Origin of the sequence: Arthrobacter crystallopoietes BAB-32 (genome assembly GCF_000328305.2) — a bacterium.
Classification (GTDB): domain Bacteria; phylum Actinomycetota; class Actinomycetes; order Actinomycetales; family Micrococcaceae; genus Crystallibacter; species Crystallibacter crystallopoietes_A.
In genome coordinates this window covers 1-23,681 of record NZ_ANPE02000079.1, presented here as the reverse complement: position 1 = coordinate 23,681, position 23,681 = coordinate 1, and the positions used below count along the sequence as shown (strand labels likewise).

Below are 23,681 nucleotides of genomic sequence, written 5' to 3'. Positions count from 1 at the left end.
GGACTTACGCCAGCACTTCGCCAGTGGATTCGTAGTGTGCGATCTTCCCGATCCGGCGGACATGGCGCTCCGCGTTGCTGAACGGCTCGGCCAGGAAGGCTTCGATGATGGCGGTGGCCTCTTCCACGCTGTGCTGCCGGCCGCCGACTGCCACGACATTCGCATCGTTGTGCTCGCGGGCCAGCTTCGCGGTCTCGAGGTTCCAGGCCAGGGCGGCGCGGATGCCCTTGACCTTGTTCGCGGCGATCTGCTCCCCGTTGCCGGAGCCACCGAGCACGATGCCCAGCGCTTCCGTGCCGGCCGCCTGGTCCGCAACGACGGCGAGCGCGGCATTGATGCAGAACGAGGGGTAATCGTCTTCCGCGTCGTATTCCTGCGGGCCATGGTCGACGACGTCGAACCCCTTCCCGGCCAAGTGCTTGATGAGGTGGTGGCTCAGTTCGAGTCCGGCATGGTCGGTGGCAATGTGAACGCGCATGGAAATCCTTCGTCAGGCAAGGGGAAACTCGGCATCAAGACTACTAGGTCGTCCCGCCCGTTGACCCCGGCCGGGAGCGGGACGCCGCCGGAGCAGCAGCGCAACATTGGAGTCGGCTTCGCGCCGGTACTGCACATGGGCGGCCGGCAGTGAGACAATGGCGCCTTATTCAGGGGTTCTTTCAGACTTCCCGGCGAAAGGCCCGCCACACCGCGACATTGGAGGCCTGACCGTGCCAGGTTTGAATCTCACCCGTGACGAAGCCCGCGAGCGCGCCGCGCTGCTGGAGGTCCAGTCCTACGACGTCACCTTGGACCTCACCCGCGGCGACAAGGTCTTCGGTTCGACCACCGTGGTGCGGTTCTCGGCGTCCGCCGGAGTCTCCAGCTTCATTGACGCGGTCACCGAGACCGTACGCAAGGTGACGCTCAACGGCGTCGAGCTCGATCCGGCGGAAGTTTCCGATGGCGTGCGGATCCAGTTGCCCCGGTTGGCGGCGTCCAACGTCCTGGTGGTTGAAGCCGACGCCCTCTACATGAACACCGGCGAGGGGCTGCACCGCTTCGTGGACCCGGTGGACAACGAGGTCTACCTGTACTCGCAGTTCGAGGTCCCCGACTCCCGCCGCATGTTCGCCGTCTTCGAGCAGCCGGACTTGAAGGCCACCTTCCGCTTCAATGTCACGGCGCCCTCCCACTGGGACGTCATCTCCAACTCCCCCACGCCCGAACCGGTGCCCGCCGGCTCCGCCGAGGACGGCGGTGCCCGGTCCACGTGGTCCTTCGAACCGACGCCGCGCATCTCGTCGTACATCACGGCGCTGGTGGCCGGCCCCTACCAGTCCGTGCGGAGCGAGCTGACCAGTTCGGACGGCCGCACCATCCCGCTCGGTGTCTTCGCCCGCAAGTCCCTGATGCAGTACATGGATGCGGAGAACATTTTCGAGCTGACCCGGCAAGGCTTCGAGTTCTTCGAGAAGCAGTTCGGCACCGCGTATCCGTTCGCCAAGTACGACCAGCTCTTCGTTCCGGAGTTCAATGCTGGCGCCATGGAAAATGCCGGCGCGGTGACCTTCTTGGAGAACTACGTCTTCCGTTCGCGGCCCACCGAGGCGATGGTGGAGCGCCGCGCCATCACCATCCTGCACGAGCTGGCGCATATGTGGTTCGGCGACCTGGTGACCATGCGCTGGTGGAACGACCTCTGGCTCAACGAATCCTTCGCCGAGTTCATGTCCACCCTCTGCGCGGCCGAAGCCACGGAGTGGAAGCAGGCCTGGACCACCTTCGCGTCGATGGAGAAGTCCTGGGCGTACCGCCAGGACCAGCTGCCGTCCACCCATCCGATTGTCGCGGAGATTCCGGACCTGGAAGCGGTCCAGGTCAACTTCGACGGCATTACCTACGCCAAGGGCGCCTCCGTGCTGCGCCAGCTGGTGGCCTGGGTTGGCCAGGAGGAGTTCATGGCCGGCGTGCGCGAGTACTTCGGCAAGCATGCCTGGGGCAACACCGAGTTGGAGGACCTCCTCGCTGAACTGGAAGTATCCAGCGGCCGCGACCTCAAGGACTGGGCCGCCAAGTGGCTGGAGACTGCAGGCGTGAACACCCTCAAGCCGGAGATCCAAACGGACGACGGCGGCACGATCACCTCTTTCGCGATCCTTCAGTCCGCGGTTCCGGACTTCCCGACGATCCGTCCGCACCGTCTGGCGGTGGGCTTCTACAACTCCGACGCCGAGGGCAAGCTGGTGCGCACTCACCGTGAAGAGCTCGACGTCGACGGGGAGCGCACCGAGGTGCCGGCGCTGGCCGGCCTGCGGCAGCCGGAGCTCGTGCTGCTCAACGACGACGACCTCGCCTACGCCAAGATCCGGCTGGACGAGCGTTCCCTCGCCACTTCCACGGCCCGGCTGAAGGACATCAGCCAGTCGCTGCCGCGCACCCTCGTGATGGCTTCGGCCTGGGACGCCACCCGCGACGGCGAGGCGCCGGCCCGCGAGTATGTCGAGCTGGTCCTGAACAACATTGCCTATGAGACAGACTCTTCGGTCGTCTTGGTCCTGCTGCGCCAGCTGGCCACCACGCTGGCCTTCTATGTCAGCCCCGACTACCGCGACGAGCTGACCGAACGCACTGCGCAGCGCCTCTGGGATTTGAGCGAAGGAGCGGACGCCGGATCGGACAACCAGCTCCAGTTCGTCAAGGCGTTCGCCACCCATGCCCGGTCCGAGCGGCACCTGCAGACTGTGGCCTCGCTGCTCTCCGGCGAGCGCACGCTGGAGGGGCTGACCGTGGACGCGGACCTCCGGTGGGAGCTGCTCACGTCCCTGGTGGCTGGCGGCGAATTCGGCCAACCGGAAATCGATGCCGAACTGGAACGCGACAAGACGGCCACCGGCGCCCGCGCCGCGGCCCTGGCCAAAGCCGCCATCCCCACGGCGAGCGCCAAAGCCGAAGCGTGGAACGCCGTCGTCGTTGAAGGAGATCTCCCCAACGCGACGCAGCAGTCCATCATCGCCGGCTTCAACCGTCTCCATGACCGGAAGCTGCTGGAGCCCTATGCCGCCGCCTACTTCGCCTCAATCCAGGATGTGTGGAACACCCGCACCCATGAGATCGCCCAGCAGATCGTCGTCGGGCTTTACCCCTCCCTGTTGACCACCGAGGACACCGTCGCGCGGACGGACGAATTCCTGGACCGCGTTGGCCCGGACTCGCCTGCACTGCGCCGCCTGGTGCTGGAAAACCGGGACGGCATCGAGCGCGCGCTGCGGGCCCAGGCGGCCGACCGCTAAGCGGCGAACAAAGCTTGCCTGCCGGGATTCCTTTCCGGCAGGCAAGTTCTGCCTACACTGTGCAGTGTGGACGTCCTTCGATCCCGGCAGGTCCAGCCGCGCGTGCAGCCATCCCCGGATGACCGGAAGGAACGCTCCCGATGACGTGGCCGGATGCGCTCTGGCCCGCTTTGGCAGTCCTGGCGAGCTTCTACGTGCCGGGCTTGTTGGTCCTCTCGGGCCTGCGCCTGCCGCTGCTGGCAGCCATTGCCCTGGCACCAGCCGCTTCGGCCGCCGTGGCCGCCGCGGGCACCATGGCCTGCCTGGCCACCGGAATCGAGTGGACGCCGATCAGCGCTGCCGCCGCCACGATCCTCGCAGCAGCCGCCGCCTTCCTGCTCGGGCGTTGGATCCGTCCGCCGGCCCTGGAGCCGGAGCACCCCGTGCCGGCGCCGGTCAAGCTGCTGGCTCTTGGCACGCTGGCCGTCGCCGGAGTGGTCATCGCTGCCACGATGATGGCCGGAATCGGCCGGCCTGATCGGGTCTCCCAGGCCTGGATCCCACCTACCACGCCAATGCCCTCCAATGGATCAAGGACAGCGGCCAGGCGAGCCCGTGGAGCATCCTGCCGATCTTCGACGATGGACCGCCGTCGTTCTACCCCTCGGGCTGGCACGCCCTTGTCTCGCTCGCACCGGGAGACGTGATCGTTGCGGGCAACGTCGCCTGCCTCGTCATCGCCGCCATCGTCTGGCCCGTTTCGCTGGCGTACCTCGGCCGGGCATTGTTCCCGCAGCTGCCGGCCGTGATGGTGCTGGCGCCGCTGGTCGGATCGGCGCTGGTCGCCTTCCCCTACCTCCAGCTCGGCACCAAGGGCCAGTGGCCCAACGGGTTCGCAACCGCGCTCGTCCCGGCGGTGCTGGCCCTGGGGATCGAGATGCAGTTCCGCCGCCGCCAACAGCCCGGAGCCTCGCGCCGTCTCGGCACCGATCTGCTGGCGCTGCTCGTCGCTACCACCGGCACCATCTGGATCCATCCCTCCGCCCTGTTCGCGCTGCTCGCGCTGGGCGGTGCCTACATGATCCGCTTCGTCGTTCTGGCTCTCCGTCACGAATGGCGTCGCGGCTGGATCCGCGGCGGGGCCTGGACCGCCGCGACCATAGGGTTCGTCGTTGGCATAGCGCTGTTCCTGACGCACTCGAATGTGCTCGAGGGGATGATCAACTATCAGCGCAATCCCTACGCCCCGTGGCAGGACGCGATCCTTTGGGCCGTGTTCGATCTGCCGAACCAGCCGGGCCATACGTTCTCGGTTCCGGGGGCCTACAACTACCTCATCGGGATCCTGATGGTCGCCGGCACCGTGATCGCGCTCTGGAGCAAACGCGCCAGGCCCGCCGTGGCCGGCATGCTGGTCGCAGCCATCATCTTCGTGCTGGCCGCCGGGGACGAGAAGCCCTTCCGATGGCTGTCCGGCTTCTGGTACAAAGAGCCGGCCAGAATCCTGCCGCTCGTGCTGATGGTCGGCGCCGTCTTCGCCGCCCTGGCCCTGGCCTTGGCCGGCAGGCTGCTGGCGAAGCCTTTCGAGGCCCTGCAGCGGACGTCGGGGCGGAAGCACTTGGCTGCGGCACTCATTGGTATCGCTGCGGTGGCGGCCATCTATCCGGCCTCGGGCGAGTTCCGCTACCAACAGCGCTACAACGCGGTGGAGGCGCCCTACTCCGTGGAGCCGCGCCCGCAAGGCCGCTCGCTGACTGCCGGTGAAGAGGACTTCATGCGCTCCCTCGACGCGCAACTGCCGGACGATGCCATCGTGATCGGGGATCCGTTCAACGGGCTGCCGCACCTGTACGCTCTCACCGGGCACGAAGTCGTTTTTCCGCGGCTGGTAGCCAGCAAAGGAACTCCTGACCAGGAGTACATCCGCCACAATCTCCAGAACATCCTAACCGACCCGGAGGTTTGCCGGGCGCTGGACCGCATCGGCGCGGACTATTTGTACGCCGACCACGCGGATCCCGCCCATAAGAGGCTCAAGAAGCGTGCGTGGACCGGATTCTACGAGACCGATTACACCCAGGGCTTCAAGCTCATCGATACCCAGGGAACCGCCGCACTCTACCGCATCGATGCCTGCCGCTCGCCCCTCGGGACTGGTTGAATGGGTGTATGGACCTCAGCAACCATCGCTACCATGTCTCCCTGCAGTGGACCGGCAACCGCGGCGCAGGCACAACCAGCTACCGCGGCTACGGTCGGGACCACATCATCCGCGCCCAGGGCCTGCCAGATCTTGCCGGTACTGCCGACCCGGTCTTCCACGGCGACAAGGACCGCTGGAATCCGGAACAGCTGCTGCTGACCGCGCTGATGCAGTGCCACATGCTCTCCTACCTCCACGTCGCCGTGAACCGCGGCGTCGTGGTCACCGAGTACACGGACGACGCCGAGGCGAACCTTCACGTGAACCGCGACGGAAGCGGGGAGCTGACTTCCGCAACGCTGCGCCCCACCGTGACCATCAGCGATCGTGAGCAAGCCGACCTCGCGCGGCAGCTGCATGCCGAAGCCAACAAGCTGTGCTTCATCGCCCGCTCCGTCAATTTTCCCGTGCATCACCAACCAACCATCCGCACCGCACAAGCCGTGTCCTGAACCTCCGGCCTGTGCGCGTGCGTACGGGAATTGGAGGACCCCGCGGCTGGTTGGGACAATGGGAGACAGCACCGACACCCTGCGAGGAGCATGATGACCAACCAGCAACCTGCCGAAAGCCAGGCGGCGTCCGGCAGCGTGCCGGCTGCGGCCGATGGAACGGGACGCAACGGACTGGGCAGGCCGCTGGCCACGCTGACTCCGTCTGCCTCGGCTGCCAAGCGTTCAGCCAGCCGGAGTTTACGGACAACTTTTACGACGCCGTCGGCGGCCACGAAACCTTCGCCAAGCTGGTCGACGTTTTCTACCAGGGCATTGCAGAAGACGAGGTTCTGCGGGCGATGTACCCGGAGGAAGACCTGGGACCGGCGGCCGAACGGATGAGAATGTTCCTCGAGCAGTACTGGGGCGGCCCGGGCACTTACAGCCAGTTGCGGGGCCACCCCCGGCTGCGGATGCGCCACCAGCCCTTCAAGGTGGATTTCGATGCCCGTGACCGCTGGCTGCGGCACATGCGCAAGGCCGTGGACTCGCTGGAACTTCCGCCGCTGTACGAGCAGACCCTCTGGGATTACTTCGAACGCGCTGCCCACTCCATGGTGAACAGCGCCTAGCCGGCTCTTTCGTGCAGCGACGCGGCCCGGCGCACCAGCACATGGCCGCGTGGCGTGCTGACCCGGAGCCACCGGCCATTGCGGAACACCGCCGCGGGCTCCTCCCCCAGAAATCCCAGCGAAAAGGCAGCGAAGGCAGCTCCGGCCGGAATATCCGCCGCAGGCAGCTCCAAGTCCCGACCCCATACCGCACTCCGGGCATTGTCGACGATTGCCTTGCCGGGATTGGCAGGGACCGCCTGCGAAATTTCCCTGATCCCCGCCGCAGCCGCCTCATTCAAGGCCTCCGCAGCCAGGGTTCCCTCCGCTACCCAGCCGGAACGCGGCGGGAGCACGCCGGTCCATGACTCGCGCACTTCCATCGGCGGGACCGGCAACAGCACATCATTGCTGCCCATGCGCGCCAGCCGGTCCGCCATTGCACCCAGCGCAACCGTGAGTTCGGCCTGCGCCCGCTCTCCGAGCATCATGGTGCGAAGCCCCAGGATCGTCGGCGTGCCGTCCCCCAAAAAGGCCGGCTTCATGATGGAGACGTAGGCTGCCAGCACCTGGTCCCACGCCTGCAGGTGCACCGCACCGTCGTTGACCGACCTCGCCCGGCTGACAAAGGTCCGGAAATCGGCTGTGACCTGCGGATCGGCCAGCACCAAATGCTCAGGATGTCCCACAGCGCTACGCCCCCGCAGCCTGATGAGTACGACGCCGGAACGGGACTTCCGGACCCAGGTGCTGTTCCAGCGAACTGCGGTAAGCCTCCGGCAGTGCCACCGGCCGGCCCGACTCCCGGCTGACAAGGACCATCGTCGTGGCCGCGACCGCGTAAACCGTGGATTCGTCCTCCTCGGTGACTGAATAGCCCAGCTCGAAACTGGAACGGCCGACCCCGGTCACCCACACGTGGACGTACACGGGCTCGTCGCGGTAGTGCAGCGGTGCCAGGTACTCGATCTCCTGCCGTCCGACCAAAGTGAAGTTCCCGCTGCCCGCCAGAACCCGCAACGATGCCTCCGGCCCATCATCCGCAAGTTCGCCCCCGGAAGCCGGACCGCCGGCGTCGGCTATGGTGCCCTTAGCCGAAGTCTGGTTATGCAGTCGGACCCTGGCAGTCTCGAGCAGGCTCAAGAAGGTCACGTTGTTCACATGGCCGTAGGAGTCGATATCGCCGAAGCGAAGCTGGAGCGGGAGACGCATTGCGGGGACCATGCCCCCATCCTCTCAAGAACCTCTTTCCCCGCGCGAACCCGCAGGGCACGGTTGAGCAGGCCTGTTGGAGAAACTAGGCTCGATAGCAGCCCATTACCCCCGGGTAACACCGCAAGGAGATTTGATGACAGCTTCTGAGCAACGCGTTGATCCGATAGCAGCCTTGCTGAAGCTGCTCGAATTGTCAGACGCCGACGGCGCGAACACGGATGAGGAGATCTTCGTTGGCATCTCCGAGCCGCAGCCGCATGGGCGCGTCTTCGGGGGCCAGGTGCTTGCCCAGTCCATTCTGGCCGCAGTCCGCACGGTCTCCGATGACCGCGATATCCATTCCATGCATGGCTATTTCCTGCGGCCCGGCGACGCGTCTGCACCGATCACGTTCGGCGTGCAGCGGCTGCGGGACGGACGGTCCTTCTCTGCCCGGCGCACGCATGCGTACCAGAACGGTGTGCCGATCTTGTCCATGATCGCCTCGTTCCAGGCTCCCGCGCCGGGGCTGGACCATCAGGAAGCATTTCCTGCTGGCATTCCCAAGCCCGAGTCCCTGCCAAGCACTGCCGACCTGCTCGGCGAATTCGACCACCCGATCGCGCAGCAGTGGGCGTTCCAGCGCCCCTTCGACATCCGCCACGTCCAGAGTCCGCTGTATCTCAGCGCCGAGGGCGAGAAGGAGCCCACGAATGCGGTCTGGATGAAGGCGAAGGGCCCACTGCCCGATGACCTCAACCTGCACCGCGCCGCTTTGGCCTACGCGAGCGACTACACACTGCTGGAGCCCATCCTCCGGCGGCACGGGGTGGCCTGGATCAGCCCCGGAATGAAGTTCGCCAGCCTTGACCACGCGATGTGGTGGCACCGCCCCTTCCGCGCCGACGAATGGCTGCTGTATGTCCAGAACTCGCCCAGCGCCTCGGGCGCCCGTGGCCTGGGCGTCGGCCGCATCTTCAGCCGGGCCGGAGAGCTCGTCGCAACGGTCGCGCAGGAGGGCATGATGCGCGTACCGACTGAAGCTGTGGACGTCTAGCTAGGTTCTTGCTCCGTAAGAGGAAGGGGCCGAACGGCACACCTGCCGTTCGGCCCCTTCCTCTTATCTGCTGCAACCCCTTGGCTGGCTTTCAGTCTCGGGTCAGCTTGCGGTGGGTCACGCGGTGGGGCTTTGCCGCATCCGGGCCCAGTCGCTCGATCTTATTCTGTTCGTAGGCCTCAAAGTTTCCTTCGAACCAGTACCAGTTCGCCGGATCTTCCTCGGTTCCCTCGTAGGCGAGGATATGGGTGGCAACCCGGTCCAGGAACCAGCGGTCGTGGGAGATGACCACAGCACAGCCGGGGAACTCCAGCAGGGCGTTCTCCAGGCTGGACAGGGTTTCCACGTCCAGATCGTTCGTCGGCTCGTCGAGCAGCAGCAGGTTTCCACCCTGCTTCAGGGTGAGCGCGAGGTTCAGCCGGTTCCGCTCACCACCGGAGAGCACACCGGCCTTCTTCTGCTGGTCCGGGCCCTTGAACCCGAAGGCTGAAACGTACGCGCGGGACGGCATCTCAACCTGGCCGACCTGGATGTAGTCGTGGCCGCCGGAGACAACCTCCCACAGCGACTTCTCAGGGTCGATCCCGGCCCGGCTCTGGTCAACATAGGAGATCTTGACGGAATCACCGATCTTCAGCTCTCCGCCATCCAGCGGCTCCATGCCCACGATCGTCTTGAACAGAGTGGACTTACCCACGCCGTTGGGACCGATCACGCCCACAATGCCGTTGCGCGGCAGTGAAAAAGAAAGCCCGTCGATCAGCTGACGATCATCGAAGCCCTTCCTGAGGTCCGTGGCCTCAATAACCAGCTGTCCCAGGCGCGGACCCGGCGGAATCTGGATCTCTTCGAAATCCAGCTTGCGGGTTCGCTCAGCCTCTGCAGCCATTTCCTCATAGCGGGCAAGGCGTGCCTTGGACTTCGTCTGCCGGCCCTTGGCATTGGAGCGGACCCAGTCCAGCTCCTCGGTGAGCCGCTTGGCGAGCTTGGCGTCCTTCTTGCCTTGGACTTCCAGCCTCGCACGCTTCTTTTCCAGGTAGGTCGAGTAGTTGCCCTCATACGGGTAGAGGTGGCCGCGGTCCACCTCGGCAATCCACTCGGCAACATGGTCCAGGAAGTAACGGTCGTGGGTTACTGCGAGGACAGCCCCGGGGTAGTTCTTGAGGTGCTGTTCCAGCCAGAGGACGCTTTCGGCGTCGAGATGGTTAGTCGGCTCGTCGAGCAGCAGCAGGTCAGGCTTCTGCAGCAGAAGCTTGCACAGCGCGACACGGCGGCGTTCGCCACCGGAGAGAACGCTGACATCCGCATCGCCCGGAGGGCAGCGCAGTGCATCCATCGCCTGTTCCAGCTGGGAATCAATATCCCAGGCGTCAGCGGCGTCAATAGCTTCCTGCAGCTTGCCCATCTCTTCGAGCAGCGCATCGTAATCCGCGTCCGGGCTGGCCATCTCTTCCGAGATCTGGTTGAACCGCTGGATTTTGGCGTAGATCTCGCCGACGCCCTCCTGGACGTTGCCCAGGACGGTCTTGTCCTCGTTCAGCGGCGGCTCCTGGAGCAGGATGCCGACACTGTAGCCGGGGCTGAGCCTGGCTTCACCGTTCGACGGCGTATCCAGGCCGGCCATGATCTTCAGAATGGTGGACTTACCTGCACCGTTCGGGCCGACCACGCCGATCTTGGCACCAGGATAGAAGGACATGCTCACGTCATCGAGGATGACCTTGTCACCAACGGCCTTGCGGGCCTTGGTCATTGTGTAAATGAATTCCGCCATGCACCTAAGGCTAGTGCTTGGGTAGCCGGAACTCATATTCGACGGCGTCCGCATTTGCCCGGACTTCCCTAAGCGCCTCCGCCGACGAAGCACTTCCCGCTATCGAGGACCGGAAGGACGGAAATTGCCACCTCGCCGTCACGGACCTGGCCGATGATGCAACTGTCCTCCACCGGAGCAGCAGCTTCGATGGCATCGACCGCCAGTCCTGTCGGGGTAATGTCGGCCGAAACTTCGACGGCATTCTCCGGCAAACCGGCATCGGTCATTGCCTTGACCATTTGTTCACTGGAAGGCCTGGGCGACGACGCAGCCAGTTTTTCCATCGCACGTCGCACTTCACGCTCAGTTTCCTCGATGGCGGAAGGAGCTTCAGCGATCGTCCTGCCAGCATCCGCCTCCGGCTGCACCGATGGTGCCGGAGCGGAGGCGGATGCTCCCGTAGTATCCGATCCGGGTTGCCCGGAATCTGGTGAGCACGCGGCCAGAGCAATACCGACGGCTAAGACACAGATCAGGCGGACCAGGCGTGGGGGCACTGAGGCTTGAAGGGGTGGAGTCACGCCGTCATTGTTTCATGTTCCGTCCGCTCCACGTCCGCAGCCTCGCCAGCCTCATATCCCGAACGTTTCACCCCGTGGCCAAACGCTCCGGGGTCCCTGTCGTATTCATCGGGCATGTGCGTCCCATACTCCAAAGCCGTCACCGGGAGTGCGGGTCCATTCCCGTCGGGCTCCATCTCGTGATAGTTGTCGGGAGCAGCGTTTTGAGCCGCTGAAGTCCGCGTAGATGTATTCCGGCTGTACTTCGCGGTACCCCACTTCAAATCATGGCCGATGGACTCGGCGTCGATTTCCGGCGATGTGACCTGGTGGCCATCATCGCGCACCCACTGGCGAAGCCGCAGCTTGCCGGTCACGATCACGCGGTCGCCCTTCTTGAGGCTGTGCGTGATGTTGTTGGCCAGATAGCGATAGGCCTCCACCCGGTACCAATTGGTGGATTTGTCTACCCACTGGTCGTTTTCGAGCTTCCGTTCAGAGGAAGCGAGCCGAAAGTTCGCCGTCTGCGTGCCGCCGTTCGTGAGCCTTGTTTCTATTTCCGTCCCCACAACACCCCGGACCGTAATGTACTCGGCCATCTTCCAGACCTCTTTCTATCGGGCCGGCCGTGTTGCCGGCACCTTCAGTCTGTTGGCTCGCGTATCAATAGGGACCCGCCGCTATCGGTTCTGTGGACAACCCATGTCGGTGACGCCTCTGTGGAGGCAGGGCCGAACACTTTCCGGAAAGTCGGGCGATCACGCTAAACTTGCTGACTGGCGGAGTTTCCGCCAAGCCTCGGTAGCTCAGCGGATAGAGCAGGAGCCTTCTAATCTCTTGGTCGCAGGTTCGATTCCTGTCCGGGGCGCTGGACATCCCCTGCAGGGAAGAACACATCGTCCACAACCCGTGCTGCCGCATGACCGTCGTCGTGCGGAGCGTAAGTCGCGGCAAATTCCGCCAGCCGGCCTTCCCGCACCACGTCAGGTTTCAAAGCCTCTTCCAGCGCTGCGTGGAGGTCCGCTTCCGATTCCACCACCGGGCCAGGCAATTCGGTGCCGTAATCCAGGTAGAAGCCACGAAGCGTATCCCTGTATAGCTCAAGGTCATAGGCGTAGAAGACGATTGGACGCCGCAAGATTGCGTAGTCGAAGAATACTGACGAGTAGTCGGTGACCAGAACGTCGCTGGCAAGGCACAGTTCCTGAATCTCCGGATAACCTGATACGTCCATGACGGATCCCCTGACACTGTCGGGGATGGCGATCTTGTCGCTGACCAGCACATGCATACGCAACAGCAGCATGGTGTCGGTGCCGAAACGCTCATGGTATGCCTGCAGGTCGAAGGGCATTTCGAAATGGAAACGACCTGCACCGCTGCTCTGGGAATCCCGGAACGTCGGGGCATAGAGGACCACGCGCTTATCTTCCGGGATGCCGAGTCGGCGCCGCACTTCGGCGCCCAACTCGGCTGTGCCCTCCCCTGCGACAGGGTCATTGCGCGGATAGCCCGTTTCCAAAACCGGGCCGCGGAACCGGAAGGCACTGCGGAAAGCCGCTGTGGCATAGGGACTCGGCGAGAGCAGCACGCTCCATTGCCTCACCGCCTGGCTGACCCGATCCAGATACCATTCGTCCCGGCCGTGCACTGAGTTCAGGTCATGCAGCATTCGCTTCAACGGAGTGCCGTGCCATGTTTGGACCATGATGCCGTCGGAACGACGCCGGATGTAGTATGGGAAATTCTGGTTATTGACCCAATACTTGGCGCGGGCAAGATACCAGTAGTACTGAGGCGAAAGCCGCTTGACTACCTTGGTATTCGGGTCTTTGACCGGCAGTTTTCCGGTATACACCCACACCTTGCGGCGCGGGTCCTTCCGCCGGACCAGTTCTTCGTAAATGTACCTCGGGCTGTCCGCATACTGCTTCCCCAGCCCGCTCTCGAAGACAATCAGGTTTTCGTCCATGGGCAGGCGGCGTGCGGCAGCATAAAAGCGGCGCATAGAAGGGAAATAGAACCGGCTGCGCCGATACTTGCCGAAGAGCCGTTCCCCCAGCTCCGGGTCGATGATCCTGCGGATCCTTGATGTTGCCGGTTTCGCGTCGCGAACCGCTTCAAAGATGCGGGCGGAGTTGCTGCGGTCCTTGAACTTAAGGAACCGGCGGGAACGCCGTACATACTCGTCCGGCACGGTACAGCCGGAATCCAGCGTCTGTTCGAGGCCGGCCAGCAGTGCTTGCGCGTTGAAGGAGATGCGACCGGGCAGTTCAGCGTCCAGGTCCAGATGCGATCCCTTGGGACCGAGGAAACGCTCCCGGTCGAATTGGAAGTAATGGACCGGCTTGTCAAGGAAACTGAAGTCGAAGCCGACGCTAGAGTAGTCCGTGACCAGGACAGCGCTTTCCTTGAGCAGGTGCTGTACATCGATTTCCCCTTGGGAGATGACCCGGGCAGGGGCATCGGCGAAGTAACTTCGATACTGCTGCATGTTCGGGTGCAGACAGAAGACGATCTCGGCATTGTGTTCTGTCGCAAGCGTCCGCAGGCGTTCGTCGTGGAGCAAGCCGCTCCAGGTTTGGAAGTATTCCGATTCCGTAAACAGCTCCGGGAGGAATAGCCAGTCCCGCCAAGTGGGTATGACCAGTATCTGGTTCTTCTTGACCTCGACATCGCCGGCGAACAGCGCGTCGAACCGGGAAAGCCCTGTGACGACGACATCTTTGGCCGGATAACCGAAGTCGTCGACTATGTATTCTTTTTCTCGCTCGGAACTGACAATGAACAGATCTGTGTCAAACCCTGGGGCCTTCTTGCCATAATTTGGAACCATCCATTTTGTCCCCATGACCCCGTGCTGCAGGAACACCTTGATGCCTCCAGCCGCGCGCCGGAACTGCGGCATCCAGGTCGGATACAGGAAATCGGGATGATGCGAGCCAATAAAGCGTTCAGCCCGCAGGGCTAGGTCGAAATGGTGCCGCGATCCAAATGCGACCACGTTCCCCAGGCCGTCGAGATTGCGGCGTTCAGGCGACTTCGGGTCGATCACGTAGTACGCGTCGATCTCCGGATGCTTAGTCCGCAAGTACCGGAAGAAGTGAAGTCCGGTGTCCTGCGCTTTGTAGGGCCGCTCGCCCACCAGCCACACGGGCTTGCTTCCGGGAAACCGCTGCGGCTGGAGGGGGATTCGTGTGCGGCGCCTCAGGTGGTTGAAAGTCGCCGTGTCCAGCAGCTCCAGGTGGAAGCAGGTCTTCTGGGCCTTGAAGGTGTAATAGGGCGTGAGCAGTAGTGTCTTGGTGCCACGTTGCTGCCAGCCAGCACGAGACAGCTTACGCGCGACATACTTGGTCCTGCCGATCCGGGTCCGGACTGGGTCGGCGGCGGCCCCGCTGTAGACCTCGAGCCAGGCATCCAAAATGCTTTCTTCGGCCAGCTGATCATCGGAGTAGCCCCCGAGGTCAAGCCTGGTCTGGAACGTGTACTCGCGCAGGCCGAAGCGGCGGGCAGTTGCTTTTTCATTCAGGCTAATGTCCGCTGCAGAGACGAACCGGCAGCCACTGTCGCGGCCGAGCAAGACGAGGGCGGCATGGCTGGCCTGGCCGTGCCGCGTCACCAACCGTCCGGTGAAGGCCACAACGCCGCCGTCTACCCGAAGGCGGTGAACGTATACGGCGTTGTACGGCTTCAGCGTTCGGTTAATCGCCAGCGTAAGGAAGCCCCTGCGGCTAATGTACAGCTCGGCTCGGTTCTCCTCGGCTTCAACCGGCTCAAAGGCACCAGTATCGGTCCTCAGGAAACGGCCCAGACCCAGCTTTGCCCGGCAGCTCGCGGAACCCGGCCCCTGAACTTCGCCCAGCTGCCTGAACTCCGCGAAGCTCAGCCCTTGTACAGCAGCGCCCCAACTAATGTCGCGGCTGTACCACGGAACATCCGCTGCGGCGGCTGAGAACTCGATGAACAGTGTCAGCGTGGCACCTTGTTCGCCCTCCGCCCGGGGAGGCAGTTCCCGCGCGAGCTCGACTAGGTTAAGATCCGCCTCGTACGCGGCCTCCGCTGTACGAGCCTGACCGTGCTTCTGTTGCACGGCAGGGGCGAAATCGGCCAGATGAACCCACTGGTTGTTCTCCTCAAGCGCCCAGATACTGATCGGGGTCAAGCTGTTGGCGACCGTGACCCCGATGCTGACGCGTGGGCCAGACTGCACTATGGAAAGCCTGCGCAGCTCCCGTCGGACGGAACCCGATCCTGGATTCAGCATCCTCCCGGCCTTCATCTTCGCCCTCGAGATAAATGCCGGCGTATTCATTCAGATCCACGTTCGAACGAACTGGGCACCGGAAAATATGCCTCGAGAAAGTCCTCCAGCATCCTGTCCAGCCGTTCCCAGTCGAGCGCCGATGGCCCCGTTTCGTTCAGGCAGAAAACGTCGGCGCTCCTGTCGCGAAGCAGCCGCAGCAGTTTTACCAGCGCGTCGGGCTCGGAGATGTCGCAAAAGCGGTAGGAAATCGTACCGGCAACGGCCGCTCCGGTGGCAAAGCCGTAATAGTGTGCAAGCGAGGATGGGATGGAAATGTCCTGCGGATTCCGGAAACGCGAATGGGTCGTGTTTGCATGCTCCGCCGGGAACTCCTCCTCAATCCGTTGCAGGGTACTCCTTCGCTGCGCATGTGCCGCGTGCTTGAATTTGAACTCAACGGTCCTGCCGAATTTGTGCTGCAGCAGTTGCCTGTTCCGTTTGGCCGCACTATCCACCGGCAGGTCCGCGATCGAAACTTCTCCTGCCGGGATGCGGTTCTCGGATTGAAAGAACTTCGGCAGCCCGTTCCCGTGGAAAAACCGCTCCGGTCCAACATGCCGGCCGAAGAACACGTCATCGTTCAAATACAGGAAGTGCTCGCTCAATCCGGGAATGCGATGCAGCCTCGCCTCGATCGCGTGGGAATTGAATGTTGGCAGGGCATCCGCCGGGAAGATCTCCCGGTGGTCGACGACCGTGATCCGGGAGTTGGCACAATTAAGCCACCCGGGGACCTGACCGGCAGTAACCAGGTAAATGTGGTTGATCCAGGGAGCAAAGTAGTCGACTGAACGCAGCGAGTAGCGCAGTTCCTCGTGGTTCCGGTAGCGCTCCGCGTTGGCAGCGTATGGATTCACCTCTTCCGGATGGATCCTTGCCCAGGCTCGATCGCGTTCCCGCATCCATTCGGGGTCGCTACCGTCCACCCACGTATAGACGAGGTCCACAGGTTGGAGAACTTCAGCCAAGCCGGGGTGCGTCCGTTCTGCTCCGGCAGCCACGAGTCTGCAGGCAAGCTCCGGACCTGCCAGGATCAGCCGTTCGGCAGCAAGGTATTCGAATACGTCCGGCACTCCCTGGTCAGATGATCCGTTCCGCACCAGCATAGCGTCGCCCGCGTTTCCGCCGGTCATGTAGAGCGGCCGCTGGATGCCCTGGCGCGTCAGCTCGCGCTCGATGAGACGAAGGTCCTGAGCGGCGGCGACAAGACGCAGGCCGTGTCGGGGCGCATCCGCTTCGATCCGGTATGGAACACCTGCGGACTCGGCCGCCGCGGAAGCAAACGCAGCATTCTCCGCGGCGGCCTCAACAGCCGAAAAACGGTGTACCGTCCGAGCAAGGACACTGGTGCGCCCTGAGCGCAAGGAAACATAGCACGGGTCCAGACCCGCCCAAGCCTGGCCGGCGCGGATCCTGCCAAGCTGCCCGGATATTGAACGTTGGACGGATGTACGGTTTTCCAGAAGGTCGAACGCTGCCCGGAGGACCGGTTGAGGCAGACGACGGGCGATCCTCCCGTTCAATCCTGCGATCATACGCTCCTCTCTGCGCTGGCCCCCTGAAGGCAGTGAAGGGATGTCTCAGTCTAGCAACCGCCGAGGTCACACCAGGAAAAGCATAAGCAGCACGTCGTCCGCGGCATTCGTTAAGCTGGATTGCACCGCAAACCACGTCGACAGGAGTCCCCCGTGCCGCGTACCGAGCAGATCCGGCGTGCTCTGAAAGTCTTCGCCGACCACGCATCCAACCTCCGCCTGGAGCGCAAGGTGCGGCGGCAGTTGGCGGCGGCCACGCCGCCTTCGGGTCAGGAGTACGACGCCGTTATCTACTTCGCGGACGATTCTTCCAGCGCGTACCAGGTACGCCAGTGGTTCGGGCCAATGTCACGGCTCGCACAACAGCATCCTGTCGCCGTGCTATGCCATCGGCCCTCCACTGCCGCTGCCTTGCTGGAGGACTCACCGCTCCCGGTTTATTTGGCCACAGGCATTGGCCAAGTGGAAAAGTTCATCAGAACCCACGGCTCCCGCGTGGTCTTTTACGTCAACAATAATCAGGCGAACTTTACTGTCCTTAGGCTGACGTCGCTGGTCCACATCCACCTCAGCCATGGCGAGAGTGACAAGGTCTCGATGGCCTCCAACCAGTTGAAGGCCTACGACTACTGCTTCATAGCAGGTGAAGCTTCCCGCCGACGGATAGAAACAGCGCTCAGGAACATGCGCCCCGGCAGCCTCGTGGAAATCGGCAGGCCGCAACTTGACGATACCGACACAGCCACCGGCTTCGCCCCTGGTGCCAGGCCAACGGTCCTTTATGCGCCAACTTGGGAAGGGGACCGTCCAGCCATGGCCTACGGTTCACTGGTATCCCACGGAACCGCCCTCGTCGAGTCGATTCTCGCCAGCGGCCAGTTCCGTCTGGTGTTCCGACCGCACCCGCGAAGCGGGTCGCGCTTGCCGGCACACCGCCAGGCTGTCCGGCAAATCACCTCCATGATTGCTGCTGCGGCGACAAAGAACCCTGCCGCGGGTCATTATGTGGATACACGGACGGACTTCAGCGTTTCCATAGGCGAAGCGGACATATGCATCTGCGATATTTCCGCCATGGCCATGGACTGGCTGCCACGCAGGAAGCCGCTACTGGTTACCCGGCCTGTGGAACCCGACGCCGCCGTGGACGAAAACGGAATTGCCGCCGTCGTCCCTTTGCTGAACGCTCGTGACAGCCGCCTTGTCCCATCCAAACTGCGCGAGCTCTTGGCGCAACCGGTCGGTCAGGAGCAGCTTGCTCTGATCGACCGGCACTTCGGTGACATCGCTCCCGGAGCTAGTACCAGACGCTTTATCGACGCGGTCGAAAAGGCCTTGGCGGAGGCCAGCCGCCCAACCTAAACGAGCTTCAGGCTCATCGCCGCATGTGCCGTCGCGAACGGTTTCCATGAAGGACTCTTCCCGGGAAAGCCGATCCGAACGGATTTCAGGACATTGTTGCCATGGATCTGCAGGAAAATATCAAGCTCGTTATTGTCATCAGGTACTCCGTTGGCGATGTCATCCGCAGTCATCTCGGCTTCAAGGCTCAGAAGGCCCGGCCCCTTCCCGACGATTTCCATGGGATAGAAAGCGGGAGCCCCTCCGGAGCGCCGTCCGACGACCAGATTGGCCTTCAACACGTTCTCGGCAGGGGGCCCGGACTGCTGGCTCCACACCACGTCGCCGGCCAGCCCAAAGCCACCAGCTGCTGTGTAGAAGAGCTCGCTAAGACGGAAGTCCAGGTCGTTCAGTACGAGTCGATCAGTCCGCTGGTTCCAGGCTCCTTCGATGGTCCGGGCCCACTGTGCAACAACAGCTTCATCAGAGAACCGCTCGCTGCGCTCCCACGCCGCCTCCCCCATCCGGCGCGCCAAGTCGTCGTCGTCGCACATTTGGATGGTGCGTGCGGCGGCGGCTCCGACGTCCTGTGCCGGCACCAGGAACCCATTGACTCCATCCTCGATGACGTCGCTGGGTCCGTAACGGATGTCGTAGGCAATCGGCGGACAGCCGCGTCCCAAACTTTCCATCAGGGACAGCGGCTGCCCCTCGTTCCGGCTGGTCAGCAGAGAGAACCGCGCCGTCTCGAACTGGTCGGCAGCATTGGGAGTGTGGCCGTGCAGACGGACGACGTTCCTGAGACCGAGCAGGTCGATTTTTTCCTGCAATTCCTCGCGCAACGAGCCGGTTCCATAGATATCCAGTGTCACCTCCGGCCGCTCCTGGTGGACCCGTGCCATGACGTCGATGGCGTGCGGAACGTTCTTCTGGGCCTCCAGACGGCAGACCATGACGCCGCGTCCCGGCACCCGGTATGCAAAATCGGGCAGGGCGGCCGCTCTGGGTTTGGGGTTTGAGACCGTGAAGAGGTTAGAGGAAGTCCCGAAGCGTGCCTCGTAGTCCTGGCGCTGTTTGTGCGTCAGGAACACCAGCCCGTCCCAGGCAAGGCTGTTCTCGTGGATGCGTCGCTGTCCTGCGGCAAGCTTGCCCAGGAACGGGTTTCCGCCTCCGGAGATGTGGCTGTTGTGCAACACCATGAGTTTGATGATGTTGGGCCGCTCCAACGGTGCGACGACGGAGCTGGCAAATGAACTGTCCACGATGAAGGCAGCAGGCTGGCCCGCCGCAAGGTCCGCCATCCAGAACCGGTAAAAGTCCCCGGCCCTCCGCCACTGAGCCACGTCAGCACCAGATTCATCGACCAGGGTCAGAAAGCGCCCCTTGGAGATGCCGGCCGTGGTTTGCGGCGCCTCATCCCGAAGGTACTCCGACCCGTCCGGACGGTAAAAATGCCTGGCCGCTACGGTGGTTCCGTCCGGACGCAAAAAGGTGCGGGAGAAGATGCTGCCGGCAGGATCCAGCACTACTCCCGGCAGCCCGCGTTCCCCTTCGTCTTCGGGCACCTTGACCGGTGCCGGGCCGCCCACGCTGCCGGCGTCGGCAGTGCGATAGTGCTGGAAGACGTTGACCACTTTCGCGTCTTCGGCAAGCTTGCCTTGGACACGCAGCCGTTTGGTGGTCGCCTCATAGCTGGGTTTGGGATCAAAAGTTACGACGGTGGCCGACCGTCCCGCTTCGCCAAAAGCACCCGCACGGTGAAGGCTCATCGTGGTCATGCCGCCGAAATTGTCGGCAATGCCCCACAACACCATGAAATACTTCATGGCCGGCAGCAGCGGCCTGGCCACGGAGTCTGTACCGCTCAAGATTCCATCCTTTTCAGGCTGAGGTTGCCGAACTTCGTGGGGTATGGAAGCCAGTGGACGGCCTCTGGATCCCATACAACTCTGGCGCGATTCTCCCGATCGGAGCCGTCACTGACAAAGTAGACATTGGCTAACGTTTCGCCTTCCAGTTCCAGTGCCTGAAGCGGGATCCTCCCAGTGACCTCCAGCGGCTGCCTGCCTTCGCTCCACTCGGCCGGGAATATTGTCTCAATTTGCGTTTTCCTGCCAACGACGACGAACGACGCCGACACCGCATTCCCGCCTTCCGGCAGGCAGACTGTGCCCGTCAGAATCAGCTCCCCTGCTGCGGTAATGCGGGCTTTGGCAAATTCGAAATCGCCGGACATCCGTATACCCAAGTCTTTCTCGCGATAGGCCATCAAAGTGGCGCCGGACACCTGTCTGCTGTCCTCAACCCTACAGTTTGGGGTCAAGACGTCATTCGGTAGTTGCCCAGACCCTAGCTGAGCTCCTTGACGATCTGGCTGATGCTGTCCAGGGTCCGTTTGAGCTCCTCGACATGCCGTTCGTCGAAGGCGCTCAGGACACGCTTCATTTCCGTGGTGGAAATACCGGAAGTCCTCGGCAGGTAAACAACTTCGACCCTGTCGCCAAGATCGTCGAACTTCCCTTTCCAGTCCTCGCCGATCCCAAAAACATCCACACTGTACTTTTCGATGTCTTCACGTTTCTGCTCCCACCGGTCTTCGGGAATCGCCTCATCGACATAGCGGATGGACCGGACAATCTCGATGCGCTGTTCAAAGGGCACCACAGGCTTCTTACCCTTGATTGCGTTAAATTCGTCAGTCGAAACGCCCACGATAAGCCGATCACCGAGTGCACTAAGACGTTTCAGGATGTTCAGATGTCCGATGTGGAAGAGATCGAATGTTCCATATGTGAGGACCGTCTTGCCCACGTGCTACCACAGACCTTTGCTTCAGCTGGTGTTTACCTACAGTTCAGTCTAGGGCAGTCCCAAGAAGCGACCTGCCTGAACAAATCGCGATCGTCCGGAACAGGCAGGGAGGCAATTGCGCTCACAGCCCCTGAACCCTCTATCGTGTAAATGAACATTGGGTAAACGATAAGTCAGGAGAGAGTACCGGATACCTCCGGCGACTGACGTCGATTGATGGGAGAAATCGCAATCACATCCCCCGCACCCTCTGCAATGGAGACTCTGTCGAAACGTCAAAATGTCGAGTCCGGCTTCCGTTTGGACATACAGGGTCTTCGGGCTGTGGCAGTCGCCCTGGTAGTTCTCTATCACCTATGGCCGGACCACCTCCATGGCGGGTATGTGGGCGTGGACGTCTTCTTTGTGATCTCCGGCTTCCTGATCACCTCTCATCTAGTTCGGCAACCCCCGGTATCCTGGCGAGATCTAGGCCGGTTCTGGGCGCGCCGGATCAGGCGCCTCCTGCCAGCGGCATTCCTTGTCCTGCTGGCAACCAGCATTGCGGCGCGGCTCGTCGCTCCATCCACTCAATGGGCGCAGATCGCCAAGGAGGTAATCGCCTCGGGACTCTATGTGCAGAACTGGCTTCTGGCGGGAAGTTCTGTCGATTACCTGGCAGCCGAGAACGCCCAGACGCCTGTCCAGCATTTCTGGTCGCTGTCGGTCGAAGAGCAGTTCTATTTGTTTTGGCCACTTCTGATAGCGGCAGTAGTCTGGCTGACCAGGCGGACCAGGTGGCGTCAGAAGTCTGCCTTGTTCGCGGCGTTGCTGACCACAGTGGTCGCGTCCTTCGCCTATTCCGTCGCCGCCACAGCCGCCGAACCCGGAAGTGCCTACTTCATCACTCCGACGCGGATCTGGGAGCTCGGTCTTGGCGGACTAATCGCGCTGGCCGGCAACCGGATTTACAGTTTCCATCCGCGGCTGCGGGCCGGCATGGCTTGGATAGGCATTGCAGGCATTGTTGCTGCTGGAACCGCCTTTACCAGCGAGACAGCCTTTCCTGGATATGCCGCCCTCTTGCCCGTCGTGGCAACAGTGTTGGTCATTGGCGCTAATTCGACGGCATCGGGTTCTCCGACAACATTCCTGCGGGCGAAACCCATCCAATGGCTAGGCGGCGTGTCCTACTCCATCTATTTGTGGCACTGGCCCCTGATCGTGCTGGCACCCTTCGCCGCCGGCGACGAGATCGGCCTGGCCGGCAAATTGGCCATACTGGCCCTTTCCCTCCTGCTCGCGGCAGCGACGAAAACCCTCGTTGAAGACAAAGCACGATCGGCCGGTTGGTTCCGAAGGACGGCTTCGACATATAGGTTCGCCGTTGGCGGCATGATCGTTTTGGTAATCATTGGGAGTCTGCAGTTAGTCGAGGTTGGGCAGCGCTCCCTGCGTGCTGATGAGCGTCTTGCTGCCGAGACGAACAGCGGCTCTGCTTGCCTTGGTGCTGCGGCGTTGGCCGATCCGGACTGCGGCAGCAATCAAGAAATACTCACCGATCCCGCCGTGGCGAAGGAGGACAAGCCTGCCGCCTATGCCGACGGCTGCTGGAATCATCCGCCTTTCGGAAGCAGAGTCACCTGTACCTACGGCGATGGTGATACTGAAATAGCCCTGGTAGGAAACTCCCACGCCGGACACTGGCTACCGGCGCTCCAGGAAATCGCAAAAGACCGGGATTGGACGATTACCACCTTTCTCGCCAGCGCATGCAATTTCACGGATGCAAAAGTTAAATTTGATACTCCGGCGAAGACGGCTGGTTGCACCGAGCTCGGTGACTGGGCCCAAGAGGCAACTTCCGGCGACAAGTTTGACCTGGTCATCTCATCCCAGCTCTCCATTCCCTTGCAGGGAGGCGGTTCAGCCAGCGAGCAGAAGAAACTGGCGTTCGATGGCTACTCGAGTTATCTGAAAGACTGGGCCGACAACGGAACGAACGTCCTGGTCCTGCGGGATACTCCCTATCCGAAGACTGAAATTCCGTCCATACCGGATTGTGTCGCCGAAAACCCTGACCGCACCGACGTATGTTCGGGCTTAAGCGATTCCTGGCTGAAGCCTGATCCGATGGCCGAGGCAGCGGACGCTCTTGGAGATGCCGACATCAGTGTCGCTGACCTCACGGAGCTGTTGTGCCGGGATGGCAGATGCTACGGCGTCAACGGTGGCCTCATTACCTACTTCGACGGGTCCCACCTGACAACTGCCTATGCCAGGACCCTGGCTCCCTTCCTGGAACAGAAAATTACGTCCGCTCTCCAGGGGTAACCGAAGGAACCCAGCAGCATCGAGGAGGGATGCCCGGCGGGCAATTGCCCGCCGGGCGGCGGATTTGTCGGGTCACACCGCCGACGCTGCTTGGTACAGGCTTTGCCGCGGACCCAACGCTTCCCGGCCGTGGCTCCTGGAACCTACTACCAAGTCTGCGGGAAGGCTTCCAGCAAATCATCGAAATTGCTCAAGCTACGCGGCAATGCAGCCCGCGCGGATACGAGTTTCCAGTCGAGCGTTATGACGTCAGCCGAATTGACAGACGTTTTGGACACCTTCGACGTATCGAGAATCGAGAAGAAGTCCTCA

The 23,681-nt window shown here is 62.5% G+C and carries 17 protein-coding genes, 1 tRNA gene and 1 pseudogene; 8 read left to right on the top strand and 11 right to left on the bottom strand.

Annotation, left to right across the window (positions count from 1 at the left end; genetic code table 11):
• Window positions 1-4 precede the first annotated feature (4 nt).
• Window positions 5-478, bottom strand: coding sequence for a ribose-5-phosphate isomerase (locus D477_RS04975; RefSeq protein WP_005267805.1), 474 nt, complete (start codon window positions 476-478; stop codon window positions 5-7).
• 241 nt (window positions 479-719) lie between these two features.
• On the opposite strand from D477_RS04975, the gene pepN reads away from it, so the two are divergent.
• The 4 genes and pseudogenes from pepN to D477_RS23165 all read left to right on the top strand — a co-directional run bounded on the left by pepN (window position 720) and on the right by D477_RS23165 (window position 6,520).
• The gene (gene pepN / locus D477_RS04970; RefSeq protein ID WP_005267803.1) at window positions 720-3,272 is read left to right on the top strand and encodes an aminopeptidase N; all 2,553 of its coding nucleotides are present in this window, start codon (window positions 720-722) and stop codon (window positions 3,270-3,272) included.
• Between the two features lie 140 nt (window positions 3,273-3,412).
• Window positions 3,413-5,412, top strand: a pseudogene (locus tag D477_RS04960) (DUF6541 family protein).
• 8 nt (window positions 5,413-5,420) lie between these two features.
• Window positions 5,421-5,906 (top strand): OsmC family protein, encoded by a 486-nt coding sequence (locus D477_RS04955; RefSeq protein WP_005267797.1) that lies wholly within the window; start codon window positions 5,421-5,423, stop codon window positions 5,904-5,906.
• A 290-nt stretch (window positions 5,907-6,196) separates the two neighbouring features.
• Window positions 6,197-6,520 carry a globin gene (locus D477_RS23165; RefSeq protein ID WP_052510691.1) on the top strand — a complete coding sequence of 108 codons (324 nt, stop codon included), beginning with the start codon at window positions 6,197-6,199 and terminating at the stop codon, window positions 6,518-6,520.
• Here D477_RS23165 and D477_RS04945 read toward each other — a convergent pair.
• Together D477_RS04945 and D477_RS04940 are read right to left on the bottom strand one after the other, a co-directional pair.
• Window positions 6,517-7,188 carry a hypothetical protein gene (locus D477_RS04945; protein WP_043845699.1) on the bottom strand — a complete coding sequence of 224 codons (672 nt, stop codon included), beginning with the start codon at window positions 7,186-7,188 and terminating at the stop codon, window positions 6,517-6,519. The two genes, D477_RS23165 and D477_RS04945, sit on opposite strands and share 4 nt — an antisense overlap.
• A gap of 4 nt (window positions 7,189-7,192) precedes the next feature.
• A complete protein-coding gene (locus D477_RS04940; RefSeq protein WP_005267794.1) occupies window positions 7,193-7,723 on the bottom strand; it encodes an acyl-CoA thioesterase in 531 nt (176 codons plus the stop codon).
• 124 nt (window positions 7,724-7,847) lie between these two features.
• On the opposite strand from D477_RS04940, the gene D477_RS04935 reads away from it, so the two are divergent.
• Window positions 7,848-8,750 carry an acyl-CoA thioesterase gene (locus tag D477_RS04935; RefSeq protein WP_005267793.1) on the top strand — a complete coding sequence of 301 codons (903 nt, stop codon included), beginning with the start codon at window positions 7,848-7,850 and terminating at the stop codon, window positions 8,748-8,750.
• Between the two features lie 91 nt (window positions 8,751-8,841).
• Here D477_RS04935 and ettA read toward each other — a convergent pair whose 3' ends face one another.
• The 3 genes from ettA to D477_RS04920 all read right to left on the bottom strand — a co-directional run bounded on the left by ettA (window position 8,842) and on the right by D477_RS04920 (window position 11,665).
• Window positions 8,842-10,524, bottom strand: a complete 1,683-nt coding sequence (ettA, locus tag D477_RS04930) for an energy-dependent translational throttle protein EttA (protein WP_005267792.1) — start codon at window positions 10,522-10,524, stop codon at window positions 8,842-8,844.
• 68 nt (window positions 10,525-10,592) lie between these two features.
• Entirely contained in the window at window positions 10,593-10,934 is a 342-nt protein-coding gene (locus D477_RS04925; protein ID WP_237740709.1) for a DUF6993 domain-containing protein, read from the bottom strand.
• 149 nt (window positions 10,935-11,083) lie between these two features.
• Window positions 11,084-11,665, bottom strand: a complete 582-nt coding sequence (locus D477_RS04920; protein ID WP_005267790.1) for a single-stranded DNA-binding protein — start codon at window positions 11,663-11,665, stop codon at window positions 11,084-11,086.
• A 196-nt stretch (window positions 11,666-11,861) separates the two neighbouring features.
• Here D477_RS04920 and D477_RS04915 point away from each other — a divergent pair.
• Window positions 11,862-11,934: transfer RNA gene (locus D477_RS04915), tRNA-Arg, on the top strand.
• On the opposite strand, the gene D477_RS23825 is transcribed toward D477_RS04915, so the two are convergent.
• Both D477_RS23825 and D477_RS04895 read right to left on the bottom strand, forming a co-directional pair.
• Complete coding sequence (locus D477_RS23825) at window positions 11,896-15,330, bottom strand: CDP-glycerol glycerophosphotransferase family protein (RefSeq protein ID WP_005267789.1); 3,435 nt, start codon at window positions 15,328-15,330, stop codon at window positions 11,896-11,898. The genes D477_RS04915 and D477_RS23825 overlap by 39 nt on opposite strands.
• A gap of 44 nt (window positions 15,331-15,374) precedes the next feature.
• Entirely contained in the window at window positions 15,375-16,904 is a 1,530-nt protein-coding gene (locus D477_RS04895) for a stealth family protein (RefSeq protein WP_081608477.1), read from the bottom strand.
• Window positions 16,905-17,057: 153 nt separating this feature from the next.
• Between D477_RS04895 and D477_RS04890 the strand changes: the two genes are divergently transcribed.
• The gene (locus D477_RS04890) at window positions 17,058-18,266 is read left to right on the top strand and encodes a CDP-glycerol glycerophosphotransferase family protein (protein WP_005267787.1); all 1,209 of its coding nucleotides are present in this window, start codon (window positions 17,058-17,060) and stop codon (window positions 18,264-18,266) included.
• On the opposite strand, the gene D477_RS04885 is transcribed toward D477_RS04890, so the two are convergent.
• The 3 genes from D477_RS04885 to D477_RS04875 form a co-directional block, all read right to left on the bottom strand.
• Window positions 18,263-20,113, bottom strand: coding sequence for a glycosyltransferase (locus tag D477_RS04885; RefSeq protein ID WP_005267786.1), 1,851 nt, complete (start codon window positions 20,111-20,113; stop codon window positions 18,263-18,265). The genes D477_RS04890 and D477_RS04885 overlap by 4 nt on opposite strands.
• Window positions 20,110-20,532, bottom strand: a complete 423-nt coding sequence (locus D477_RS22200) for a hypothetical protein (protein WP_005267785.1) — start codon at window positions 20,530-20,532, stop codon at window positions 20,110-20,112. The genes D477_RS04885 and D477_RS22200 overlap by 4 nt, the downstream gene beginning before the upstream one ends.
• Window positions 20,533-20,594: 62 nt before the next feature.
• Window positions 20,595-21,056, bottom strand: a complete 462-nt coding sequence (locus tag D477_RS04875) for an adenylyltransferase/cytidyltransferase family protein (RefSeq protein ID WP_005267784.1) — start codon at window positions 21,054-21,056, stop codon at window positions 20,595-20,597.
• 216 nt (window positions 21,057-21,272) lie between these two features.
• Here D477_RS04875 and D477_RS04870 point away from each other — a divergent pair, with 216 nt between their 5' ends.
• A complete protein-coding gene (locus D477_RS04870; RefSeq protein WP_150110006.1) occupies window positions 21,273-23,369 on the top strand; it encodes an acyltransferase family protein in 2,097 nt (698 codons plus the stop codon).
• The last annotated feature ends 312 nt before the right edge of the window (window positions 23,370-23,681 follow it).